Raw genomic sequence first — 22,234 nt, forward strand, 5'->3', positions numbered from 1 at the left:
GTAGCTTAGCATTCTTATATAGATTAAGAAAGGAAAAAACATAATACCGCTACGGCTCCACCTATTAACCTTTTAGGATTATTTAACGTTGTTTATCTCATTCTTTAAGATTTCTGCGAGGGCTCCATATACGACTTGAACACCCTTGCCTTTCTTAAAGAGTCCCTTTGCCTTCAGTTCATCTTTCCAAACTGAATCTTCGGCAACTTTATCGATATCCTTAACGGTTACTCTTAATCTTGTTATACATGCATCCACGTCCACTAGGTTTTCTCTTCCACCTAAGGCTGTGATTACATCCTCGATATCAATGTCTTTAAGCAAAGCATCTTTCTTCGTATATAACTTATTCTCAGATTCCTCCCCACGACCTGGAGTTTTTAGATTCAATTTTAGAATAAGAGTTTTAAATACAAAGTAGTAGATAAGTGCTGTTGGAATTCCGAGAATAAGAATCCAAATGTAATTCGTTTTATCATTACCCTGCAATAGACCGAATAATGTAAAATCAATGATACCCCTTGAAAAAGTAACCCCTACCGATACATCTAAAGCATATAAAGCAGCATAGGAAATTCCCTCTAGGATGGCATGAATCCCGTAAAGTAATGGTGCTACAAAAAGGAATGTAAATTCGATTGGTTCAGTAATCCCTGTTAAGAAGGATGTTAAGGCTGCTGAAAATAGAATACCACCTACAATTTTCTTGTTTTTACTGTTAGCAGTATGATACATAGCAAGGGCAGCTGCTGGTAAACCAAACATCATTGGTAAGTATCCACCTGTGAAATACTTCGTTGCTTCAGCTGAAAATTTGGTAACAGTCGGATCAGCCAATTGGGCGAAGAAAATGCTTTGTCCACCTTGTATGATTTTCCCTGCAACCTCTAATTCTCCACCAAGTGAGGTGTACCAGAATAGTGGATAAATAGCATGATGAAGTCCAAAAATATTGAGAAGTCTCATCAGAGATCCATAGAAGAACATTCCGATCGGGCCTGTTCGTCCAAAGAATTCTGAGAAGGTTGAAATTCCAAGGTGGACATATGGCCAAATAAATGGAATTATCACCCCTACTACACTGATTGCAAATACTGAAATAATCGGAATAAACCTTACTCCAGAGAAAAACGAAAGTGCTTCTGGAAGCTGCTTGTTGTAATATCTATTAGCTAAAAAGGCTACTAATAAACCAACAATAATTCCTCCAAGCACGCCAATTCTAACTGTAAAAATACCAAGCTCGTATCCATATACGTTTGCCTGCTTTGCTGCTTCAACCGGATCTAGACCCTGAGATAAGAAATAGTCTACCGTTGTCGTCTCTGGTGTATGGCCCAGGAAACCTAGAATGGTACCAACAATAACATGCATGACAAGAAAAGCAATTGCTGCTGATAAACCCGCTGCGCCTTTTTCCTGTAATGCTAACCCCGAAGCAATCCCAACAGCAAATATCAAAGGTAAGTTAGCAAATACAATATTACCAATTGCAGACATGGTGCTTAAAATATAAAACAAGATTGTGCCTTCTCCTAGGATTCCTTCCAACCCATAGGTTTCTACCATAAGGGGGTTGGTAAAAGCTGCCCCAATACCTAGCATGATCCCCGCTATTGGCAAAACAGCAATAGGAATCATAAAAGCTTTTCCTAAACGTTGCAGTTTTTCAAACATTCTTATCCCTCCATTTTCAATCAAATATAAAACCCTTCGACCAAACATTTGTTACTTTTGAAAATTATTATCATAAATCACATTTTATGTAATTTATTATCTTCTATTATATGAGAGTACCAGATTAATATGCAAATAATTTTTAGAATTATTTTACTATATTGATAAATTTTATAATTTTACCAAATTCCACATGTAATGTTCGTCCCTTTGGTAGATTATTTGTAGGGCAATAGATATGGATATAGGACTAGAAAGGAACTGAACTCAAAAAATATATGTATTTTGATTGGTTATTTTTGCTTTTGGTAAGATCACTGATTAAATTTGTCAGTAACACATTTCTAGTATCAACACTCTCGATAGTTTAAGAACATACGTTCACAAACTATACAAACAAACACCAGATGTTTATGATCCATCTGGTGTTTGTTTGAAAATATATTTTATTTCTCTCATTATGATTTATTTTTTTACTGCAGGTGGTCCAAATAATCCGCGCTGAAAATCGCGGAACGCCTCCCTGATTTCTTCCTGTGTATTCATTACAAATGGTCCACCAAGAGCTATTTCTTCCCGGATCGGAACGCCTGAATAAATCAATACTTTAGAACGAGATAATGCTTTTATTTTTAATTCACTTGAGTTAGAATCGGAGCCTTCCTCAATAAAGGATAGTGTAGCCGCTCCTGTTTTGGCTATATTTGTCTTACTTTCTCCATACTCCATCTCACCCGCCAACATATACAAAAATGCATTATGATTCTCAGGCAAAACATGTGTGTATTCAGCCCCTTCACGGAGGCTAATTTCTGTCATCGTAATAGGAACCAAACTATTCATAGGTCCCGTTACCCCTGCAACATCACCTGAGTAAACACGAATGGAACCCCCTTCAACATTCACAACAGGAGCATCTTCTACATAGATGTTTTGATAACTTGTTTCTGTATGCTTCAGACTTTTTGGCAGATTCAGCCACAGCTGTAAGGTATGAATAAGATCATCGTCAAAAGCCTCTTCCGCATGCCTAGCTGCCCAACCAGCATTCATGTATTGGGCATCACCAGCATCCAAAATGCTATACCCTCCTGCATTATCTATATGTTCAAGCCTTCCATCAATAACATACGTTATAGTTTGAAAGCCTCTGTGGGGATGGTCGGAGAAGGTTCCACGCTTAAACCAGTCTTCAGCCATTAGAATAAACGGGGAAGATTCCTCATTCCTCTCAGGATTTAAAATCATTCCTTGTTGAACATGCGGGTATCCATTTTTGTTGTATACTGGATACCAAAAATCTTTTACTTCTCTCTGAAATGTTGATTCATTAGACATTTCAATACCTCCTTTTGGACTTTTAAACATATGAATAAATTTATTTTCGTGCAGCTTTAAACTACTTTACAAAATTTCAATTGGGTTTCTTTTTAGCTCTTATTAGAAACTTTGCAATTAATTTTTCAGGCTGTTTCAGTGTAGCATGAATTGGAATTCCTTAAAGAAGTCATCAACGATCATTTCAATAATCCCTAAGGCAGTTTCTTTTGGTAGGCATTTGGTTCTTGATTTAAAACCCCGAGCCCTTGTATTCTGTGATTGTTTCTTCACCAAATACTTTTACTGTAAACTCTTTTTTATTTCAGAATCATTACTTTTTCCCTTATTGATATCCCACTATCTTACCATTAACATATTACCATAATATTCCGATTTGTCGTCAGAATATCACTGTATAATCCGGTTTAAATTAGTGATTATAAACCACTGTGCTATACTTAGCCTACCATTTGATATTACTAGTTTCATACGTTTGTTACAGAGGCTCTATTCATTTCTTGAATTGAATAGGGCTTTATTTTTATTCTCAAAATTATTGATTAAACAAAAAATAGACCCTACTAATGTAGGGTCTATCTATTAGCTGTTATTAAGCTTTTTGAACGTTTGTAGCTTGTGGGCCACGTTGTCCTTGTTCTACTTCAAACGTTACACTTTGACCTTCGTCTAAAGATTTGAAGCCTTCGCTTTGGATTGCTGAGAAATGTACGAATACGTCTTCTCCACCTTCACGTTCAATAAATCCAAAACCTTTATCTGCATTAAACCATTTCACTTTACCTTGTTCCATAATTGTTGCCTCCTAGTGTGTTTCCACACAATGTGTTACTATCCTTGCTCAAAAACCTTAGACGAAAATCAAAATCGCTTCTCAATCTGAAAACGAACAAAAATAATTCTTCTTTAGAATAACAGATAAATTCTAAAATAGCAAATTATTAGACTTATACCTTCTATATCACACTAAACATGTGAGTTAATATTCTTCAAGGAGAAATGTTTACATTTGGTAATTTCAGGCGTATCACCAAATAAATCAATGATTCACTAGTGAACTGAGATAATTATAGTCATTGGCTCTCAGTCTTCTGTGAATTTTATTACTTAAAAACCTTCATTAACGTAAAACAAGGTAAACCATTAGATTTACCCTGCTCTCTTTAAACATTATACCGGTAAGCTTAAATCATTTTCTTAATCTTACCTTTTTTCTTCTATTATATTTGTTTCTCTAACGCACTTTTAGCAAGTAAGGTCAATGTAGAATCATCCATAGGAGGATTATGCAGACCAGCTCGAACATCACGATAATATCTTTGCATTGGATTTTTCCGTTGCAGGCTTTGTGCACCGACTATTCGCATGGCCGTATCGACAATCGAGATCGCTTGATTGGTTATAGCCGTTTTCACAGCTGCCAATTCAGGACCCATTTGTTCCCGCTTCTCAGGATACTGCTCCCATCTTTGAGCAACAGAATACAAGAAGCTCCTCGACTGCATCAGCTCAAGCTCCATTTGGCCAATCTTTGCCTGAATATGCGGCAGTTCAGAGATTGTGCCCTTTAAACTGTTTGGGGAATATGTTTTTGCAAATTGAATCGCATAGTTACGTGCTCCCATTGCAATGCCGATATAACAGGCAGGTATATGTAAAAGCCAGCCCGAAGCTTTTCTGGCAGAAGCTCTTTCCACAAAATATTCTTCAGGAAGCACTACATTTTCCATAAGTAAATCATGGCTGCCAGTCCCCTGCATGGAAATCATATCCCAAGTTTCCTCAATACTTACACCGCTCTGGTTTTTGTATACTTTAAACCACCCAATCGTTTCCTCGTCAGGAATCCATGCACTGACAAGAAAAATATCCAAAGCCGGAGCCAGTGAGGTGTACGTTTTTCTTCCATTAAGGATCCATTTATCTCCTTCTCTAAGGGCTATTGTCTCTGGTCTGCCTCCCCTTGTTGGGCTGCCTGTCGCCGGTTCAGATGCGGCACGGTTAACCAAAGCTCCGTCAGCGATTTCTTTAAATAGCTTCTTTTTATTTTCTTCTGTCCATGTTTTATTTTCTAAGATCTCTAGGATCACCATATTATGCCACCCGATTGCAAGTGAAGTTGAACCGCAATGTTGAGCGATGATCTCCTGGCCAAGCAAAAAAGTCGTTAACCCTTCCCCTGCTCCTCCAAATTCCTGTGGCAAGGTTAAGGTTGTATACTTCATTTTTTTCAAATCGGCAATATTCTCAGCTGGGAATGCACGTTCCTCGTCATATTTTTGTGCTCTTACAGAAAACTCTTTTGCTACGTCTTTTAATTGCTGCAAAATAGTTTCTTGTTGCTTTGTTAAATATTCCTCCATGTTGCCAGCTCCCTTATCAAAAAAACTATTCTGGGTTGAATAGTATGGTTTATATGTTTATCATATCACTTTGCCACTTCTATACCCATTGCCAAACTATATTTATTCCCCTTTCCCCTGAGCAAAACGTCTACACAAATGATCTACAACGTGCATTAACTAATTATAAAGAGAGGGGAGACTACATTTGAGTAATGAAAGTGATAAAGATTTTTTTGATTATGCTTATGATCTGATTGGTGAACAGGTCCAGGTAATTACTGTTGAAGGTTCCTATTATGGGGAATTAAAGGCGTTAAAGAGCGACTTTTTGTTGCTGCTGACTACTAATAGAGGTCAAACTAGTATTATAGCCATCCGTTTCAAGAAAATAATTGGCATTTCCCGAAACCTATACAAGGAAAGAAGACGCCCTTTATTTTTCGGTCAACAATGGAATCAAGAGCAGGATCATCAAAACAACCAGCATGATGATTATGAAGAGGAACATCATCATGAACATTCGGCAGACAATGATCATGATGAGCATGATTTTCATGATGAAAAGTAATTCTAAAGAAATAAGGACTCTGCTTTTACCTCAGGGAGTCCTTCCTTTGTTTTACTAATTGCTTTAGAGCGGAGCCTAAATCCGGATAGATAAATGAGTATCCTGCTTCGGTTAATTTTTTGGGTATCACCTTTTGACCTTGCAGTATTAACGTACTCATTTCTCCAAGAGCTGTCTTCATGAAAATAGATGGAATGATAGTCCAATGTGGTTTACCGAGTACCTTACCCAAGGTTTTACCGAAATCCTCCATTCTCATTGGATGCGGAGCCGTAAAATTCACCGGGCCATTTATTTGGTTGTTTCGGATACAGAATAAAATTGCATTTGCTACATCCTCAACATGAATCCACGAATACCATTGTCGGCCTGAACCTAAATTACCTCCGACAGATAGCTTATAGGGCAAAATCAACTTTGGAAAAGCCCCTTCTTTGGCACCAAGAATGAGGCCAAAACGGGCAAATACGACTCGCATCCCAAAATCCGTTAACTTTTGTGCACCCTGTTCCCACTGAACAACAGTTTCCGCTAAAAAATTGTCACCTGCTTGTTTCCAGTCCTCATTATAGTTTTGTTCTAAAGATGGCTCATAATAACCAATAGCACTTGCATTGATTAAAATGGCAGGTTTGTGGTCAAGTTTTTCTATTATCCTATAGATCTCATTTGTTGCGTTTATACGGCTTTTTAAAATTTGTTTTTTTCTTTTCTCCGTCCAACGACCAGAATTCAGGGATGTGCCAGCTAAATTAACAATAGCTTCAATCCCCTCCAATTCCTCTTCTGGTTTACTATTTTCATTAAGCCATTCGACTGATTTAACAGTTGGCATTGTTAGCTTATTTTTATTACGTGTCAAAATATAAACCTCGTGACCTTCCCTGACTAATAATGCAGCAAGTTCCTTCCCAACAAACCCGCTACCGCCAGCAATCGCTATCTTCATCCTCCGCACCCCATTCATTTGCCACTATCAATTCAGAAAGACTTTTAATCTATATTTGCTTACTTTTCTACTTCCCTCTAATGAAAAAGATGTAAATATTATAATAAGCACAACGTGGTATTCTCTCTATAAGTCCTCCTTTCCTAAATAAAAGGGTTCCAGGATTTTTTCCTCAACTCCATCATTAGATATTTCAACTCTATAGGCTGCGGTGTTCGGTCTGGAACTCACTACTTTCATCAGTTCTCCATTTACATAATGAAGCCCAACCCCATCATCAGCAGCAATACCTGGAATTATTAATCTATCTTTAACCATTTGTAGATAGGCCGGTCTTCTATTCATTTCACCGTCGTAGTGAGGTGTATGACTCCCCTTTAATATCCCTAATGCCTTTATTGGTTCAAGTGTATCTCCAAATGAATCGGTCAATCCTTCCTCATACCAGCAAATCGCACCTGCGCTTATACCGCACAATAGGATTCCTTGGTCATAAGCAGTTTTAAGTATTTGATCGAGTCCCCACTCTTTCCAGAGAATTAATAAGTTTTTCGTATTACCTCCCCCAACATAGATAATATCCTGCTTGAGTATGTAATCTTGCAAATTTTTGGTAGACGGCTTAAATAATGATAAGTGAGTTGGTTCACACTCCTGCTCATTAAAAAAGGTATAAAACCTTTGTATATACCCGTCCGCATCCCCGCTGGCAGTTGGTACAAAGCATATTTTCGGCCTTTTTACGGAAGCCTGTTTTAAAATATATCGATCCAATAACGGATTATCCGGTTCCATTGAAAAACCTCCGCCCCCTAAGGCAATAATCTGTCGCATAGCTCAATCCTCCCTTACTTTTGACGACTAATAACGTTCAGGCAAAACTTAGTCTATAAATAACGTTTAATATATGTTTGTTAACAGCGTTTATAATGAACAAATGCATAAAAAAGCCTTACTTAAGGCTTCTTTAAAACTTCAGTACTATTGATTTACCATCATCCTTAGAATGAATAGTTACTTGTTTTTGTACAGAGCGATTTTTTTCTAAATGGACATCATATGAACCAGGTTCTATGGTCAACTCATATTCACCTTTACTATTAGTTTGGACCTTTAAGGGTTTCTTGTCTTGATTCTTAGAGTTTTTCTTAATCAAAATATCAGTTTCACCAAGTGCATGACCGGATGAATTCAAAAGGATAAATTTTATTTGAACATTTCTTCTGATATCCTCATCCGAGGAAGCAGTGATTTGTTTACTAGACGTGTGATTTAAATTCAAATCATGATCCCCAAAAGAATAGAAAATGGCATACAGATAAATCGAAAATACGATTACTGCATAAAATATGAGTTTAACCTTCGCCATCATATTCACATCTGATCGCCCCTTCATTCCCTTTAAAAAGTAATCATGAGCCTGCCTACTACCATTATATTTCCATCCTTAAGCTATCATTCCCTTCCAGTAATTTAAATTTGTTACGAAAATACTAATAAGTGGCTCTAATAATCAGTTTGATAAACAGTATTGGAAGAGCAGAAAAAATGAACGAATTTGAACATTTAATTAGTCTATTACAACATGGAGCGATCTGGTCCATATTTACAACCATAGGATATTTATTTTTATTAGTTTGGTGGTTTTTGTTCTTATTCAAAAGTAAAAATAAAAGATAAATTATAAATTTACAAACTGGTTCAGAATCCCTTTTGATTCTTCTTGAAGAGATTGTATTAATTCTTTAACCGATACTTCCCTGCTTAATCTTGGGCTCTGCCCAGACCAAAGTGACATATATTCCTTATTATTTTGTTCAATTGCTACCCTTCTTATTTCTTTAGTTAATGTATTTTGATAAGGATAAGCCGGCAATTCATTTTCGTACTCTCTCATATTTTCCATGAATTTATTGTTAACACCCCGGGCTGTCTTACCAGAAAAGACCCTGGTTAATAATACATCTTCTTCTGATGCATTAAGAATAGCCTTCTTATGTAATGGATGTGCTCCACTCTCTTTTGTAGTTAAAAAAGCTGTGCCTAATTGAACTGCTTTTGCACCAAGGCATAAAGCCGCTGTGACACCTCTTCCATCCATAATCCCTCCTGCAGCAATAACAGGTATGGAAACATTATCTACAACTTGTGGAATTAAAGACATTAACCCTATTAAGCTATCTGGATTCATAAATGATCCTCTATGTCCTCCTGCTTCGCTGCCTTGAACAACTACTGCATCCATTCCTATACTCTCAACTATTTGTGCTTCTTTAACATTTGTTGCAGTACCTATAACAACTGTTCCTATCTTTTTTAATTCTTTCACAATCTCTTTACTAGGAATACCAAATGTGAACGAGCAAACCTTCAATTTTTCTTTTAATACTATTTCAATTTGTTCATCGAATTCTGATTTAGTAGAAATCGACAAATCATCCTTTACTATCTGAAGTTCTTTTCGATATTGGTCTAATAAACTATTCGTTTTTAAAATTTTATCTTCTATTAATTCATGATTTTCAGGTACAAAAAGATTTATACCAAATGGATGTTTAGTTAACTTTTTTACATTATGTATGAATTCTCTTGTTTTATCTGCTGTTAAATAACCGGCTCCAATACTACCTAAACAATTATTATTTGAAACTGATGAAACTAGTTCCGGAGTGGTCACGCCTGCCATAGGAGCTTGTAAGATGGGATATTTAATCCCTAACTCTTGAATCAATTTATTCTCCATAACGAGTTCCCCCTCATTTTTTTGAATTTATAATAAAGTTTTTCCCCAGGATGTATTGTATTTTTTACTTTTCATTGCTAGGTTGCCAAACGTTGAATAACCTTGAATGGATATTGCAATAATTCTCTGATAAAACAAGAAATATTTAGCTTTTGTAGCTTCTTAACTGATTAATGCTAATATCAATTAACCGTTTGATAACGGTTGATAGGCCGTCCTATCCCGCCATACTGTAATACAATTTCTACTTTGTTTTGCTTTTCGAGATGTTCCAGATAACGACGAGCTGTGACTCTTGCAAGTCCAGTCCCTTCGGCAACTTCTTCTGCCGAGATTGGTTTCTTTTTCTCTTCGATGAATAGAAGTATTTTCTCCATTGTTGCCGGGTTAAGTCCTTTAGGGAGTACTTCCTTCTTCATTTTATGCCCCTGTTCAGGTTGGCTGCGCAAGAGACGGTCCAATTCATCCTGAGTCAACTCCTCTTTCTGTTTGAATTGCTCCCTGTATGCCTTATAGTTTTCGAGCGCTTGCTTCATTCGCTCAAAGGTGAATGGCTTCATGACATAGTCAAAAGCTCCAAACTGCAGAATTTCCCGAATTGTCTGCTGGTCATTAGCTGCCGTAACGACGATGACCTCTGTCGAAATGGCCTTTTCCCTGATTTTGCGGATAGTAGCAAGCCCATCCTGTTCAGGCATGAATATATCCATTAAAACAAGTTCTGGCTTCAAGATTTCTATTTGTTCAAGCCCCACCTTACCGTTCGGGGCAAAACCGACGACATGGAAGCCTTCTATTTTCTCAATAAACCCACGATTAACCTCGCGTACCATTGGATCGTCCTCAATTAGTAATACAGTAACTGTTTCCATTTCATTTCCCCCTTAAAAAGTAATGACAATGCTGGTCCCTTCACCAGGAGAACTATCCACTTCAATATTGCCGCCGCCTTTGGCGACAATTTCATGAATCAAGTACATGCCAATCCCATGTCCTTCTTCTTGTTTGGTGGTGTATCCATTTTTGAATAGATTATTGATGACGGCTTCATCCATCCCAATTCCATTATCCTCCACCAAAATTGATGTAGATTCATCCGTTTGGTCCAAGCTAATAGACACTTTACGCTCTTTTTGGATAGATTTCTGTACAGCCTCGAATGCATTTTCAATAAGATTTCCGATAATGACGACAAAATCATGATGGTCAAGCCCATTTGGAAAATGAGTCCAATTGCTGTTCTTATCTATTTCGACTTCGATACCTAGTTCTTTCCCATGGCTAACCTTACTTAAAAGCAAACCTGATAGATTGTCATCTTTAATGCGTTCATGTAGGAAATCAGTGAGCATTTCTTGTTCTTCTTTAGCTTGGAAGATATATTCCGTTGCTTTTTTATATTTACCAAGCTGAAGCAAGCCTGCGATTGTATGCATCTTATTTTTATGTTCATGATTTTGAACACGGAGAGCCTGAACAAAAGCCTTTACGCCTGTAAGCTCCTCGGCTAGCTTCTTCACGTCTGTCCTGTCCTGAAAGACTGCGACGGCTCCAATCGTTTTGCCCCTTACCTGAATAGGAATACGATTACTCAAAATGGAATGCTGGTTGACCAATAACTCCTTATTATAGACCGGGTGATTAAAATCAATGATTTCTGGCAATCTTGTATCAGGCAGAACATCATAAATATTCTTGCCGATTAGATTTTGCTTATCTACACCAAGGATACGATAGGCCTTTTCATTAAAAACCGTAATGGTCATATCATTATCAATAGCGATAATTCCTTCATGCATGGCATTGAAGGTTTCATTCCGTTCGGCATAGAGACGAGCTATTTCATGTGGCTCAAGCCCAAACATTTGGTTTTTAACATGCCGTGCCAGTGACCATGCTCCCCATGCGCCAAGTAGCAACGAAAAACCAATAGCCAAGAAGATTTCAATCCTTGTCCCCCATACAATTTCCCATAGAGTTGGGGTCAGATATCCTGTGATAACCACCCCTACCTGATTATGTTCATCATCCATAATAGGAACAAATCCGCGCATAACTGTGCCTGCTTCTCCATTCGCTTTAGAGACATAGCTGTGTTCCGTAAACGCAGCATCCTCATCTGCCGTTTTTGACACTGTACCTATCATCCTTTTGACAGGATGGGACAGTCGGATACGATTATTATTGAGCACAACAATATAATCAGCATTATTGATAACCCTAATCCGCTCAACAACTGGGTTTATTTCTTCCGCTCTGCTTTTGTCACCGCCTTCTGAAAGCAGCTTCCTCACCTCAGGCAATTCAGCAACCGTTCTTGAGAGGAGCAGGCTCCGTTCGCTGATTTCTGCCTCCTTCTTTTCCATGACACTTCCGAGCACAAAGATACCTGCAACAGCAAAAGAACAGATAATGATGAAGAAAGTCATAGTCATAATCTTCCAATGGATAGATATTTGCTTCATGCCCAAAACTCCTCGAGTAACTTTTTTCCATTGTACCACCAAAAAACATGGTAGAATATTGAAAAGAATAATATGGCGGGGATATGATATGAAAAGTTTTTTAATAACAGCTGTTTCCATCATTGCTGTATTGGTGATATACATGGGGGTTCGGCATGATGTTGGGCAGAAAGCAAGCTTACCGCCTGATTTTGAACAAGAGGGCTTAAACGAACAAATTGTCATCAACTTTAGTCATGTTGTTGCCGAAAATACACCAAAAGGGCTCACCGCTGATAAATTTGCAACGCTAGTCGAGAAGAAGACTAACGGAGCTATCCAGGTAGAGGTATATCCAAACAGCACACTCTACTCAGATGGGGAGGAACTGCAAGCTTTGCAAAATGGCGATATCGAGATGATTGCTCCCTCCTTCTCAAAAGTGACAGATTGGATTCCCGAATGGCAAGTTCTCGATCTGCCGTATTTATTGAAGAATTATAAAGATATAGAAGAGATTTTCACAGGTCCCATAAAGGGAGAGCTATTAGGGATGCTTGATGAGTATGGTGTAAAGGGCTTGGCCTTTTGGAATAATGGATTTAAACAAATTACAACGGCCCATTCTCCTGTTAAACTGCCAGATAATCTTGAGGGACTTACTCTGCGTACCATGCCAAGTAACATGCTCAAAAGGCAGCTGAACCTTGTTGGTGCAGAGAACCGAAGCGCTTCCTTTGACCAGGTTTATAGTTTATTAGAAAGGGAGAAGCTTGACGGCCAAGAAAATACGATTTCTAACATTGATTCTAAGGGTTTCTATCAAGTGCAAGATCATATGATACTATCCAACCATGGTATTCTTGGATATGCAGTCATGATTAACAATGAGTTTTGGAACAGTCTTCCAAAGAATTTACAGCAGGCAGTCATCGAAGCAATGGACGAAGCGACAGCTTGGAACTTAACGCAATCCGAGCAAATGAACAGAGAATCCTTAGCGAAATTGGAAGCTTCCGCTGAGCTTGAAATCTATCATCTAAGTGGCGAAGAATTACGGCAATGGCAGCAAACTTTCTTGCCACTGTATGATTACTATAAGACCCAATTCGACGAAAAACTATTAAAAAAGATTCAAGAGTCGATTGACTGATGAGGCCTTCCCCTACGGAAGGTCTTTCTTTTTCATATAGATTAGATGCTGATTAAAGAAATATGCTCATTCTTTCGATTAAGAAAATTATCCTGATGACCAAAAAGACCAAAAAGAACATTAAAACCATAATCCCACAATTCCTTCTTTATCCTTTAAGATAAACACAATAAATTGTAAGCGCTAACAATAAAACAGAAAGAAGGGGTGGCTTTGAAAATCTTTAAGAATCTAACTGTCCAAGTTGTCACCGGTATCATTTTAGGGATTATGGTAGGGGCAATTTTCCCTGAGTTCGGTGCCAGTTTAAAAATCCTTGCTGATTTATTCATAAAATTAATTAAAATGTTGATTGCTCCAATTATCTTTTTGACAGTAATCATTGGGATTGGAAGCATGGGCAACCTAAAGAAAATCGGGAAGATTGGCGGCAAGGCTTTATTGTATTTCGAAATTGTATCCACTCTTGCTTTAGCAATCGGTATTCTTGTCGTCAACTTTGTTCAGCCTGGAAGCGGGCTTAATACAGAGAATTTAAAAACTGGCGATGTATCTCAATATACGGCACAGGCTGCTGAATCGGATCAGGGCTTCGGAGCATTCATTCTGAACTTGATTCCTGAGAATGTTGTCGGCGCCCTTGCTTCAGGGGAACTGCTTCCGGTCTTGTTCTCAGCAATTCTATTCGGACTGGCTGCTGCTTCTGTCGGCGAAAGAGCCAAACCAGTCATCACCTTCTTTGAAATAATAGCTGATATATTCTTTAAGATTGTCAATATGGTTATGAAAATATCCCCTATCGCCGCGTTTGCCGCAATGGCCTATACAATCGGAAATTTCGGTCTTGGATCGCTTGTTTCACTCGGAAAATTGATGGGCTCTGTGTACCTCACTATGTTTTTATTCGTCGTCTTGGTCCTCGGCTCAATTGCAAAATATTACGGTTTTAATATCTTTAAGTTCATGGCCTATATTAAAGAAGAGATTCTGCTGGTTCTTGGTACATCATCTTCCGAATCTGCCCTGCCGGGAATGATGCGAAAGCTAGAAAACTACGGCTGTTCAAAGCAAGTCGTCGGTTTGGTCATCCCTACAGGGTACTCCTTCAACCTTGATGGTACATCTATATATCTATCAATGGCCGCCATCTTTATCGCCCAGGCCTATGGGATTGATTTGACCATCTGGCAAGAACTGACCTTGCTTGGCATATTGATGCTAACCTCAAAAGGCGCTGCAGGGGTGACAGGATCCGGCTTTATCACACTGGCCGCCACTTTGGCTGCCTTCCCAATGATTCCGGTAGAAGGAATGGCGTTATTAATTGGTGTCGATCGTTTCATGTCTGAAGCACGTGCAATTACGAACCTAATTGGCAACGGTGTGGCAACTGTTGTTGTTTCTAAATCAGAGAAAGAATTCAATGCGGATTTTGTGCCTGATGAACAACCAAAGAGGTATGATGCCACTTCTCCTGCAGACAATCTATAAAACAAAGAGAAAGACAAGCCGTGCCTCCATCTGCCAGCTTGTCTTTCTTTTTAAATACTTTTTCTAATTTTCCATTCATATACGGATGATCAACCTGTGATACTTATTATTTTTCATTTTCAGGTTAATTTAATTATTGCTCTTAATCCATACCTGAGAAGATAGCTGCATAATGAAAAGACTGCCTATCTGACGTCCCGTCTCTGAAGAACAGTTAAATAAAAAAAACGCCGAATCAATCGGCGTTTCAGTAGTATATTCGATTTCCTTTTTCCTTCTGCTTTTTATAATACTTGTCGTATGCAACCAATGTTAAGACTGCTAGGATGGGATAACACAGTACCATGGAGTTGTATGAAGTGTATCCTGCAAAATTAAAATGGAATAGCAGGAAACCAATCGTATTAATGACAAGCAACCTCATTTTCAATGAATGGTTTTCTTTCATTTTCATAAAGAATAAGCCAAATAAAAGAATTGTAATCCCGATGGACATGGAAATATAGGAACCCAGGAACATTCCGAATGAATCAAAGAATACCACTGGTATCAATCCACTAAACATCACGGTCAAATAACAGGTTAGCAGCAAGAGAGAATATCTAACATATTGCATGGTTTCTTCCCCCTTATTGATTTAATAACTTCGTTTTCATTTCTCTGTTCATATCATCCAGCTTCGTTACAAACTCTTTACTGCTGGCGATAATCCTTCTGCTGGATGCTTCCTGGGTCTCAATAGCAGAATAAATATCCTGGTAAGCCTTTTGAAGCTTTTCAATCGAGATAGATGGATTCTCCAGGAGCTTCGTTGTTTTTTCTGTGTTTTCTTTTAGCATTTGCGCGTTTGCCAAAATCATGTTTTCTGTAGCTTCATTTACGTCATTGATTGCTGTAATGATTCTTTCCTGATTTTGCAGTGCCAAATGAATAGCAGATGTAACGGGAGCTAAGTTCTTAGTCGTATCAATTGCATTCCGAATGGCTTCTTTCAATTTATCATTATTTTTCTTGATAATATCAACAGAAGCAAGGGATTGCTGTAGCACATTTACCATAGAGCTCATATTCTTTGTTCGCACAATAATTTTCTCCTGTGCCTCCATGACAAGCTGCTGCTTATTCTGCCATTCTGGATCGTTCTTTTTATCCTCAATCATTTGGAAAAGATGCTGACCCATATAGATTTGTTTATCTAAGAGATAAATTTTTTCATGGACATCTTTTTTGATGACATCAAGCTCAGCATTATCCTCCTGAAGCATATCTCTTCCTCTAAGTAAGGACTGGACGATTTCATCAATATTCTTTTCCACTGTTTGATACTTGGCAATAAACTTTTCATTTGAACTCTTGCGCAAAAACTTCGGAACAATCTTTGCTATTCCTTTTGTCTGATAGGCATTTGGATTTAGGTCAGAAACCGCCTCGCGAAGCTTGAGCAGATTAGTTGGTATATCGTGATTGTCCTTGTTGTCCATCATGTCTTTGACTGGTCTGCGAAGGCTGTTTAATGATTCCCCAGCCATACGTTGCTCATTGCCGCCGAAATTGCTTAAATGCTCTAGGACGGAGTCAATATTATGTGCATCCGTGTCAGATATTTTTTTGACGACCTGAGTTGCTTCATCATTTAATTTTTTCATATCTTCGGGATTTATGAATGATTGAATCGCTGTTTCATCAAATTCCCTATTTTGTTCACTCATCGGTTTTCCACCTCTTGTCCGACATTATTTTTCGTATCTTTGATCGATTGTAGTCAATGTTTTCTTTAAGTCAAATTCCCTTGTATTGTCAATATGTCTGCGAATTTGTGTAATTCGCTCCTGTATGATAATCAGTCGATTTAATGTATCATGTTCATACTTTTCTTGTTGTTTGGATTCCAATTGACTAAAGTCAGCTATCAGCTTTCGTAAATCTTTAATTATTGTCTCCTTAACCTGATGCTCATAATCAACATCAGAGATGAGATCCACATGCTCCAGTAAATAACCCAGGCTTGGGATAATTTGAGTAAAGGCATGATCAATCGGTGATGAGAGATAGTTTCTTTTTCTCGCATCTTCCAGCTCGTTTATAAGAGCAGTAAAGTTATTGTTATTTTGATATATCATTTTCATTTTTTCCGGCTGAAAACTCATAATGGCCCATCTTAAAAACAGGTCAATCTTTTCTAGATCGCTTTCTTTCTTTAATAACTGTTCAGAGATTTTCTTTTCTGTATAAACTCTCGATCTTGTATCGTATCGAACATCAAGTAAAGGCTGTTTGGTTTTAGCTTTTTGCGCATTAATCGTAATGTAATCCGGTCCAGCCAAGATAGATAGTATATTTGAATCCAATTCATATACATAATGGGCATAACGATCATCCAATTGAGTGCATACAAACTGGTCTTTTTGATTTTTACCTGCTATTCGCTTCATCACATTTGCCAAACGTTCCTGTTTTGGTCCTGCTGGTTTTGCGTCCTGCAGAAAAACTACAGCTGTAGCTCCTACCAATCCAAGAAGGATCATATAGAACATAAACAGTCACCCCTTTCTAAGGCAATTTTACCATACTATACATACGAACAAACAGACAGATAGTTTCAAAAAACATTGGTAATTTTCATTTCCTGTAGCACTTTTATCAAAAATAATGGATATCTCAAGAAAAACTATATTTATATATTATTTCTTTCCCTAAGCGAATATCTTAATTTAAAATTTCAGAATAGAAACTATTTTACACACCTAAAATATGGATTGTTTTGGTAAAATACAAATTGAAAGCTGACCCAAATCGTAAAACGGCCAATCGACGGCGAATTTCCATTAATTCACCTGTTAATTTGAAGGGTAAATTACATCTACATACGTACCACCAAGAAAGTATAAATTCAAACGAATAGAGGATGATAGCATGTATTTTTCATCAAAAAGAGACTTATGGATAACCGCTACCATTTGGTTATTCGCATTTATTTTTATTCTTTCACCCATTTTCTTTCCAGACCTTGGTGTTTGGATGACCCCTGAGTTCTTAGACAAGCAATGGATTAAAATCGTACTCTTAGTACCAGTTGGTTTTTGTTTAATGTGGATATGGCTTAAAACGGGATATACAATTGCGGAAAATCTCCTCACCATACACTACGGTCCATTTAAGAAGGAAATTAAGATTGATACGATTAGTAGTATAAGAAAAACCAGAAATCCTTTTACAGATCCTGCCCAATCTATGAATAAAATAGAAATTAATTTTACAGGATTTAATACGATTGCCATTTCACCAAAAAACCAAACTGAATTTGTTCGTCAATTATTAAAGCAAAATCCACATATAAAAACGGATTACCATTTTGAAAATCGTACGGAGAGTTAGGATAAGAATTAATAGATTAGCCTTTTTAAGTGCAATCTGCCTGCAGCGTCGGTCTAATACCATGAGCACATAAAAAACACCGGAAAACACCGGTGTTTTAATTAATTATCTATTTGTTGTCGATTAGCTTAAAAGGAAAATGCAGTTCAAAATTGGCTTTTCTTTTTTCAGACTCTTTCTTAATCACTTCCCCTGTATTCAGCCAAGATGCTACATCAAAGTATTTCTTATAATCCGTTAGCTCATTTTGTAATTTGGTTTCTATGTGTTGATTTGAAAAACAAATCACATTGTCTAAATGTCCCATTGGCCTAGCCGTAAAACAGACTTTGTTTTTTAAAGGCAACTGATTGAACGTTTCAATACATTCTTTTCTGCACTGATACTGATCGCTGAATTTAAAAAACAACTGATCCCAATTTATGCGTTTAACTCTTTCATTCCAGTCATTTAATGCTGTCTGTTTATACTTATAGGAATAGAAATGGATCTCCACTTTCTGGTCCAACAGCCCAATGGGATAGATATCCGTTATTCCATCATATTTTGAATGGAGTGTAAATTTAAGGGGAGATTTCATATAATGCTCAAAGTTAGATAAAAGCTCAATATAGTCCGGTGCAAATATGAACATTCCAATAAATGGAGAGTTGTATTCCATACCTAAATCATCGTATACTTTCTTGCCCCAATCATTGTCTGAGACAATCGTGAAATGACTGTTTTTCACTTTCTTTTTCATATCCAGATGAAAACAATAACTAGATATCTTTTTCGTTATTTTTTGTAGATAACCTTCCATTTTATCTCCCCCTTTCTACATTATTATTACCTTTATTCCTTTTTTTAATGAAAAAATAACATCTAAATTATGGAATCTTACATTTCTCGCTAAAGATTTCCCAAATTATGCCGATATGTGATATAGCACCCTCTATGACATTTTATGATGGAGACATTTTTTAGTTACTCATTTTATCCTTAAATTTGTTTGGGATTGATTTAACTGGTCTTTGCTGTTGTCTGACAAAAATATATGCCATACAGCCTTGTAAAACTGAGGGAGAATAAAGGAGGATGTACATTTGCAAAATCAAAAGGCAAGCCATAAGCCATTGGTCTATAAGGGTACAACACTTTTATTATCTGCAGGATTTATCCTATATAGCGGGGATACATCATTAAAATTATTGGACACCAAAAAGGCAGAAGCATCTAGTGTTACGTATTACGAAACCACTTCTAATTTAAATTTACGAGTCAGTAATTCTACTAAAAGCACTGTACTCTTAACCATCCCTAAAGGGGAAAAGATTAGCTACCTTGCAAAAAGTGGTTCTTGGTTCAAAGTGAAATTTAACAATCGCACAGGATGGGTCAATAATAAGTATGTGAAGAAAGCTGAAAATATTACTTCTAGTAAAGCAATTGTCTCTGGCTATCAAACTACAGCTAATCTTAATTTACGATCCAAAGCGTCAACCAATGGGAAAATCCTGAAAACCATACCTAAAGGGAAAACCCTAACCTATATTTCCACTAGCGGTTCTTGGATTAAAGTAAAATATCAAACTACTACGGGCTGGGTTAGTTCAGATTATGTAAAAAAAATAAATGAGAAAGCTAAGGTTGAACCTGCTGCTGTGGTGAAATCTGCTGTTGTTACCAGCAGTTCATCAGCCTACACAACGAAAGCTAACCTTAATTTACGATCATCCGCTTCAACAAAAGGAGCTATTTTAACGACGATTCCTAAAGGGAAATCCGTTACTTATGTTTCCAAAAGCGGTTCATGGTTCAAAGTAAAATATGGCGGTAAAACCGGTTGGGTCAGCTCCAGTTATTTAAAAGCTAACTCAGCTGCTGCTAAACCAACGAGCAGCACCCCTTCCGCTGTGGCAAAACCACAGCAAGAGGTTACGTACCAAGCAACAGCTAATTTAAATTTACGATCCTCTTCTTCCACAAAAGGATCTATTCTTACGACGATTCCTAAAGGGAAATCCGTTACTTATGTTTCTAAGAGCGGTTCATGGTTCAAGGTGAAATTTAGCGGTAAAACCGGTTGGGTCAGCTCCAGTTATTTAAAAGCTAACTCAGCTGCTGCTAAACCAACAAACGGTACAGGCACACCATCTACCGTGGCAAAACCACAGCAAGAGGTGAAGTATCAAGCGACAGCAAATTTAAATTTACGTTCTTCTGCTTCAACGAAAGGATCCATTTTAACGACAATTCCTAAAGGGAAATCTGTTACTTATGTTTCCAAGAGCGGTTCTTGGTTCAAGGTGAAATTTAGCGGTAAAACTGGTTGGGTCAGCTCCAGTTATTTAAAAGGTGTTACACCGGTTAAAAATGAGAGTCCCTCCCCTTCTGTTGAAAAACCAAAGGCGAATTTGACTTATCAAACTACTGCTAAACTGAATCTAAGAACTGAGGCTTCTACCCAGGGGTCTGTATTAATGCTTATCCCAAAAGGAGAGAAAGTTACCTATCTATCAAAAAACAGTTTTTGGTTTAAGGTGAAGTATGGAAACAAAACAGGTTGGGTCAGCTCTGAATTCCTAAAGGAAACAACTGAAGATAAAAAAGAGGAAGTAAAGAATAAAGAGATTTATACGACAACTGCTAATTTGAAGTTTCGAATTTCAGGCTCTACCAGTGCAACAGTCATTACTACTATACCTAAAGGAAAGCAGGTTACGTATTTATCCAAAAAAGGGTCATGGTATAAGGTTTCCTTTAACTCACTTACAGGCTGGGTCAACTCATCCTACCTGGTAAAAGGAGCATCTACCTCCGATTCCTCTAATCCAATCAGTTTAGATTCCTATGTAACGATGGATTTAAGGACAAATTCATCCGTAACAGCTGCTCAGATTAATACGTATATTGCGAAAAATGCAACCTCCTCCAACAGTGTTCTATATAACAGGGGAAGCATATTTATTGATGCAGCAAACAAGTATGGCGTGAACGCTTTGTATCTTGCAGCACATGCCATTCATGAGAGCAATTTCGGTAAATCGACTATATCATTGGCAAAAAATAATCTGTTTGGTTACGGAGCCTACGATGCAGCTCCATTCGTGGGTGCTGTCAAATTTAATACAATCAAATCAAATATTGAATTTATTGCTCAAATGATGAAAGCAACGTATTTAAATGAAGGATACTGGTCCTATAAAGGTGCTTATCTTGGTTCTACCGTTAAAGATAGTAATGGGAATAGAATCGACAGCCTAAGCAGCGGGATGAATTTTTATTATGCGACCGATTCAAATTGGGGAAAAGCGATTGCCAAACATATGTCGGCAATGCTTGATTACAGTAACGAGGGTGCAAAAAATGCCACCCCGAATAAAAAGGTGCCAAGCAGACCCTCTTATCCTGATGCAAAAGATGTCTTTCCTACCGGTACTCTTGCTGTAGCCCATAAAACAATTAATCTGACATCAGCAGATAACACAGGTTCAACCGTTTATCAGACAACTTCAAACCTAAATTTGCGATCAGGTGCTTCAACAGATGGTTCTATTCTGCTCACCATTCCTAATGGGAAAACGATAACCTATCTTAGTGCAAGTGGTAGCTGGTATAAGGTTCAATATAACGGAAAAACCGGCTGGGTCAGTTCTGAATATGTCACAAAAACAAACTCAGGATCTTCTGTCAGCATTCAAGCAGGAGAAACCTTTAATTTACTAGAAAAACATAACAATGAGTCTTTAAAAGTAAAATACAAAGGGAAAATGTATTATACATCCAGTTTTGGATTAAGCAGTTATTATAAATACATGTCCGTTAAAAATCTGGCGCGTGTGGATGCTACATCCTTAAATGTCCGTTCTGCTGCGAATACAGGCAGCAGTATAGTCGGTACCCTATCTAATTATCAATATATTGAGCTATCGGTTGATTCAAAAAACAATCCGGTAACCAGCAATGGATGGTATAAAGTGAAACTTTCAAATGGTACACAAGGATGGGTTTCCGGAATGCATATTATCCGTGAATTGAATAAATAATAGATTGTGAGATTATCATATCTTAGTTTTAGCCCAGAGATTCACTCTGGGCTTTTTCTATAAGGATATATTTGTTTTGTCATAACAGCCAATTAGAAAACATAAGGAAACATTCACTATTTA

General features: G+C 37.5%; 19 protein-coding genes. 5 read left to right on the forward strand and 14 right to left on the reverse strand.

All coding sequences use genetic code 11. The features are described from left to right. Positions 1 to 78: 78 nt before the first annotated feature. The 4 genes from A8L44_RS08525 to A8L44_RS08540 form a co-directional block, all read right to left on the reverse strand. Complete coding sequence (locus A8L44_RS08525; protein WP_077248034.1) at positions 79 to 1,677, reverse strand: PTS transporter subunit EIIC; 1,599 nt, start codon at positions 1,675 to 1,677, stop codon at positions 79 to 81. 465 nt (positions 1,678 to 2,142) lie between these two features. Continuing rightward, positions 2,143 to 3,015 carry a pirin family protein gene (locus A8L44_RS08530; protein ID WP_066104152.1) on the reverse strand — a complete coding sequence of 291 codons (873 nt, stop codon included), beginning with the start codon at positions 3,013 to 3,015 and terminating at the stop codon, positions 2,143 to 2,145. A gap of 592 nt (positions 3,016 to 3,607) precedes the next feature. After that, positions 3,608 to 3,808 carry a cold-shock protein gene (locus A8L44_RS08535; RefSeq protein ID WP_050614125.1) on the reverse strand — a complete coding sequence of 67 codons (201 nt, stop codon included), beginning with the start codon at positions 3,806 to 3,808 and terminating at the stop codon, positions 3,608 to 3,610. A 427-nt stretch (positions 3,809 to 4,235) separates the two neighbouring features. Continuing rightward, positions 4,236 to 5,378 (reverse strand): acyl-CoA dehydrogenase family protein, encoded by a 1,143-nt coding sequence (locus A8L44_RS08540; RefSeq protein WP_066104155.1) that lies wholly within the window; start codon positions 5,376 to 5,378, stop codon positions 4,236 to 4,238. A gap of 187 nt (positions 5,379 to 5,565) precedes the next feature. Here A8L44_RS08540 and A8L44_RS08545 point away from each other — a divergent pair, with 187 nt between their 5' ends. Beyond that, positions 5,566 to 5,928: a hypothetical protein gene (locus tag A8L44_RS08545; protein ID WP_066104159.1), complete on the forward strand. Its 363-nt coding sequence runs from the start codon at positions 5,566 to 5,568 to the stop codon at positions 5,926 to 5,928. Positions 5,929 to 5,953: 25 nt separating this feature from the next. Here the strand turns inward: A8L44_RS08545 and A8L44_RS08550 are convergent, their stop codons facing one another. From A8L44_RS08550 to A8L44_RS08575, 6 genes are all read right to left on the reverse strand, one after another. Continuing rightward, on the reverse strand, positions 5,954 to 6,877 hold the full coding sequence (locus A8L44_RS08550) for a TIGR01777 family oxidoreductase (protein ID WP_066104162.1): 924 nt from the start codon (positions 6,875 to 6,877) through the stop codon (positions 5,954 to 5,956). A 126-nt stretch (positions 6,878 to 7,003) separates the two neighbouring features. Further along, on the reverse strand, positions 7,004 to 7,711 hold the full coding sequence (locus tag A8L44_RS08555) for a peptidase E (RefSeq protein ID WP_066104165.1): 708 nt from the start codon (positions 7,709 to 7,711) through the stop codon (positions 7,004 to 7,006). A 133-nt stretch (positions 7,712 to 7,844) separates the two neighbouring features. Then, entirely contained in the window at positions 7,845 to 8,255 is a 411-nt protein-coding gene (locus A8L44_RS08560; RefSeq protein WP_066104168.1) for a hypothetical protein, read from the reverse strand. 303 nt (positions 8,256 to 8,558) lie between these two features. Further along, positions 8,559 to 9,620, reverse strand: coding sequence for an NAD(P)H-dependent flavin oxidoreductase (locus A8L44_RS08565; RefSeq protein ID WP_066104171.1), 1,062 nt, complete (start codon positions 9,618 to 9,620; stop codon positions 8,559 to 8,561). A 182-nt stretch (positions 9,621 to 9,802) separates the two neighbouring features. After that, on the reverse strand, positions 9,803 to 10,492 hold the full coding sequence (locus A8L44_RS08570) for a response regulator (protein WP_066104175.1): 690 nt from the start codon (positions 10,490 to 10,492) through the stop codon (positions 9,803 to 9,805). A gap of 12 nt (positions 10,493 to 10,504) precedes the next feature. Next, a complete protein-coding gene (locus A8L44_RS08575) occupies positions 10,505 to 12,085 on the reverse strand; it encodes an ATP-binding protein (RefSeq protein ID WP_066104178.1) in 1,581 nt (526 codons plus the stop codon). Positions 12,086 to 12,173: 88 nt separating this feature from the next. Here A8L44_RS08575 and A8L44_RS08580 point away from each other — a divergent pair, with 88 nt between their 5' ends. Further along, on the forward strand, positions 12,174 to 13,217 hold the full coding sequence (locus A8L44_RS08580; protein WP_066104181.1) for a DctP family TRAP transporter solute-binding subunit: 1,044 nt from the start codon (positions 12,174 to 12,176) through the stop codon (positions 13,215 to 13,217). Between the two features lie 213 nt (positions 13,218 to 13,430). Next, entirely contained in the window at positions 13,431 to 14,708 is a 1,278-nt protein-coding gene (locus tag A8L44_RS08585; RefSeq protein WP_066104184.1) for a dicarboxylate/amino acid:cation symporter, read from the forward strand. A gap of 247 nt (positions 14,709 to 14,955) precedes the next feature. Here the strand turns inward: A8L44_RS08585 and A8L44_RS08590 are convergent, their stop codons facing one another. From A8L44_RS08590 to A8L44_RS08600, 3 genes are read right to left on the reverse strand one after another with little or no spacing between them, the layout of a single operon-like run. Then, the gene (locus A8L44_RS08590) at positions 14,956 to 15,324 is read right to left on the reverse strand and encodes a hypothetical protein (protein ID WP_066104187.1); all 369 of its coding nucleotides are present in this window, start codon (positions 15,322 to 15,324) and stop codon (positions 14,956 to 14,958) included. A gap of 13 nt (positions 15,325 to 15,337) precedes the next feature. After that, a complete protein-coding gene (locus tag A8L44_RS08595) occupies positions 15,338 to 16,417 on the reverse strand; it encodes a toxic anion resistance protein (RefSeq protein WP_066104191.1) in 1,080 nt (359 codons plus the stop codon). A gap of 24 nt (positions 16,418 to 16,441) precedes the next feature. Then, positions 16,442 to 17,242, reverse strand: coding sequence for a hypothetical protein (locus tag A8L44_RS08600; RefSeq protein WP_066104194.1), 801 nt, complete (start codon positions 17,240 to 17,242; stop codon positions 16,442 to 16,444). A gap of 379 nt (positions 17,243 to 17,621) precedes the next feature. On the opposite strand from A8L44_RS08600, the gene A8L44_RS08605 reads away from it, so the two are divergent. Continuing rightward, the gene (locus tag A8L44_RS08605; protein ID WP_066104197.1) at positions 17,622 to 18,083 is read left to right on the forward strand and encodes a PH domain-containing protein; all 462 of its coding nucleotides are present in this window, start codon (positions 17,622 to 17,624) and stop codon (positions 18,081 to 18,083) included. A 109-nt stretch (positions 18,084 to 18,192) separates the two neighbouring features. Here the strand turns inward: A8L44_RS08605 and A8L44_RS08610 are convergent, their stop codons facing one another. Further along, entirely contained in the window at positions 18,193 to 18,885 is a 693-nt protein-coding gene (locus A8L44_RS08610) for a DUF1919 domain-containing protein (protein WP_066104200.1), read from the reverse strand. Between the two features lie 283 nt (positions 18,886 to 19,168). Between A8L44_RS08610 and A8L44_RS08615 the strand changes: the two genes are divergently transcribed. Then, positions 19,169 to 22,111 (forward strand): SH3 domain-containing protein, encoded by a 2,943-nt coding sequence (locus A8L44_RS08615; protein WP_066104203.1) that lies wholly within the window; start codon positions 19,169 to 19,171, stop codon positions 22,109 to 22,111. Positions 22,112 to 22,234 lie beyond the last annotated feature (123 nt).

Source organism: Bacillus sp. FJAT-27986 (genome assembly GCF_001685035.1).
Classification (GTDB): Bacteria; Bacillota; Bacilli; order Bacillales; family Pradoshiaceae; genus Pradoshia.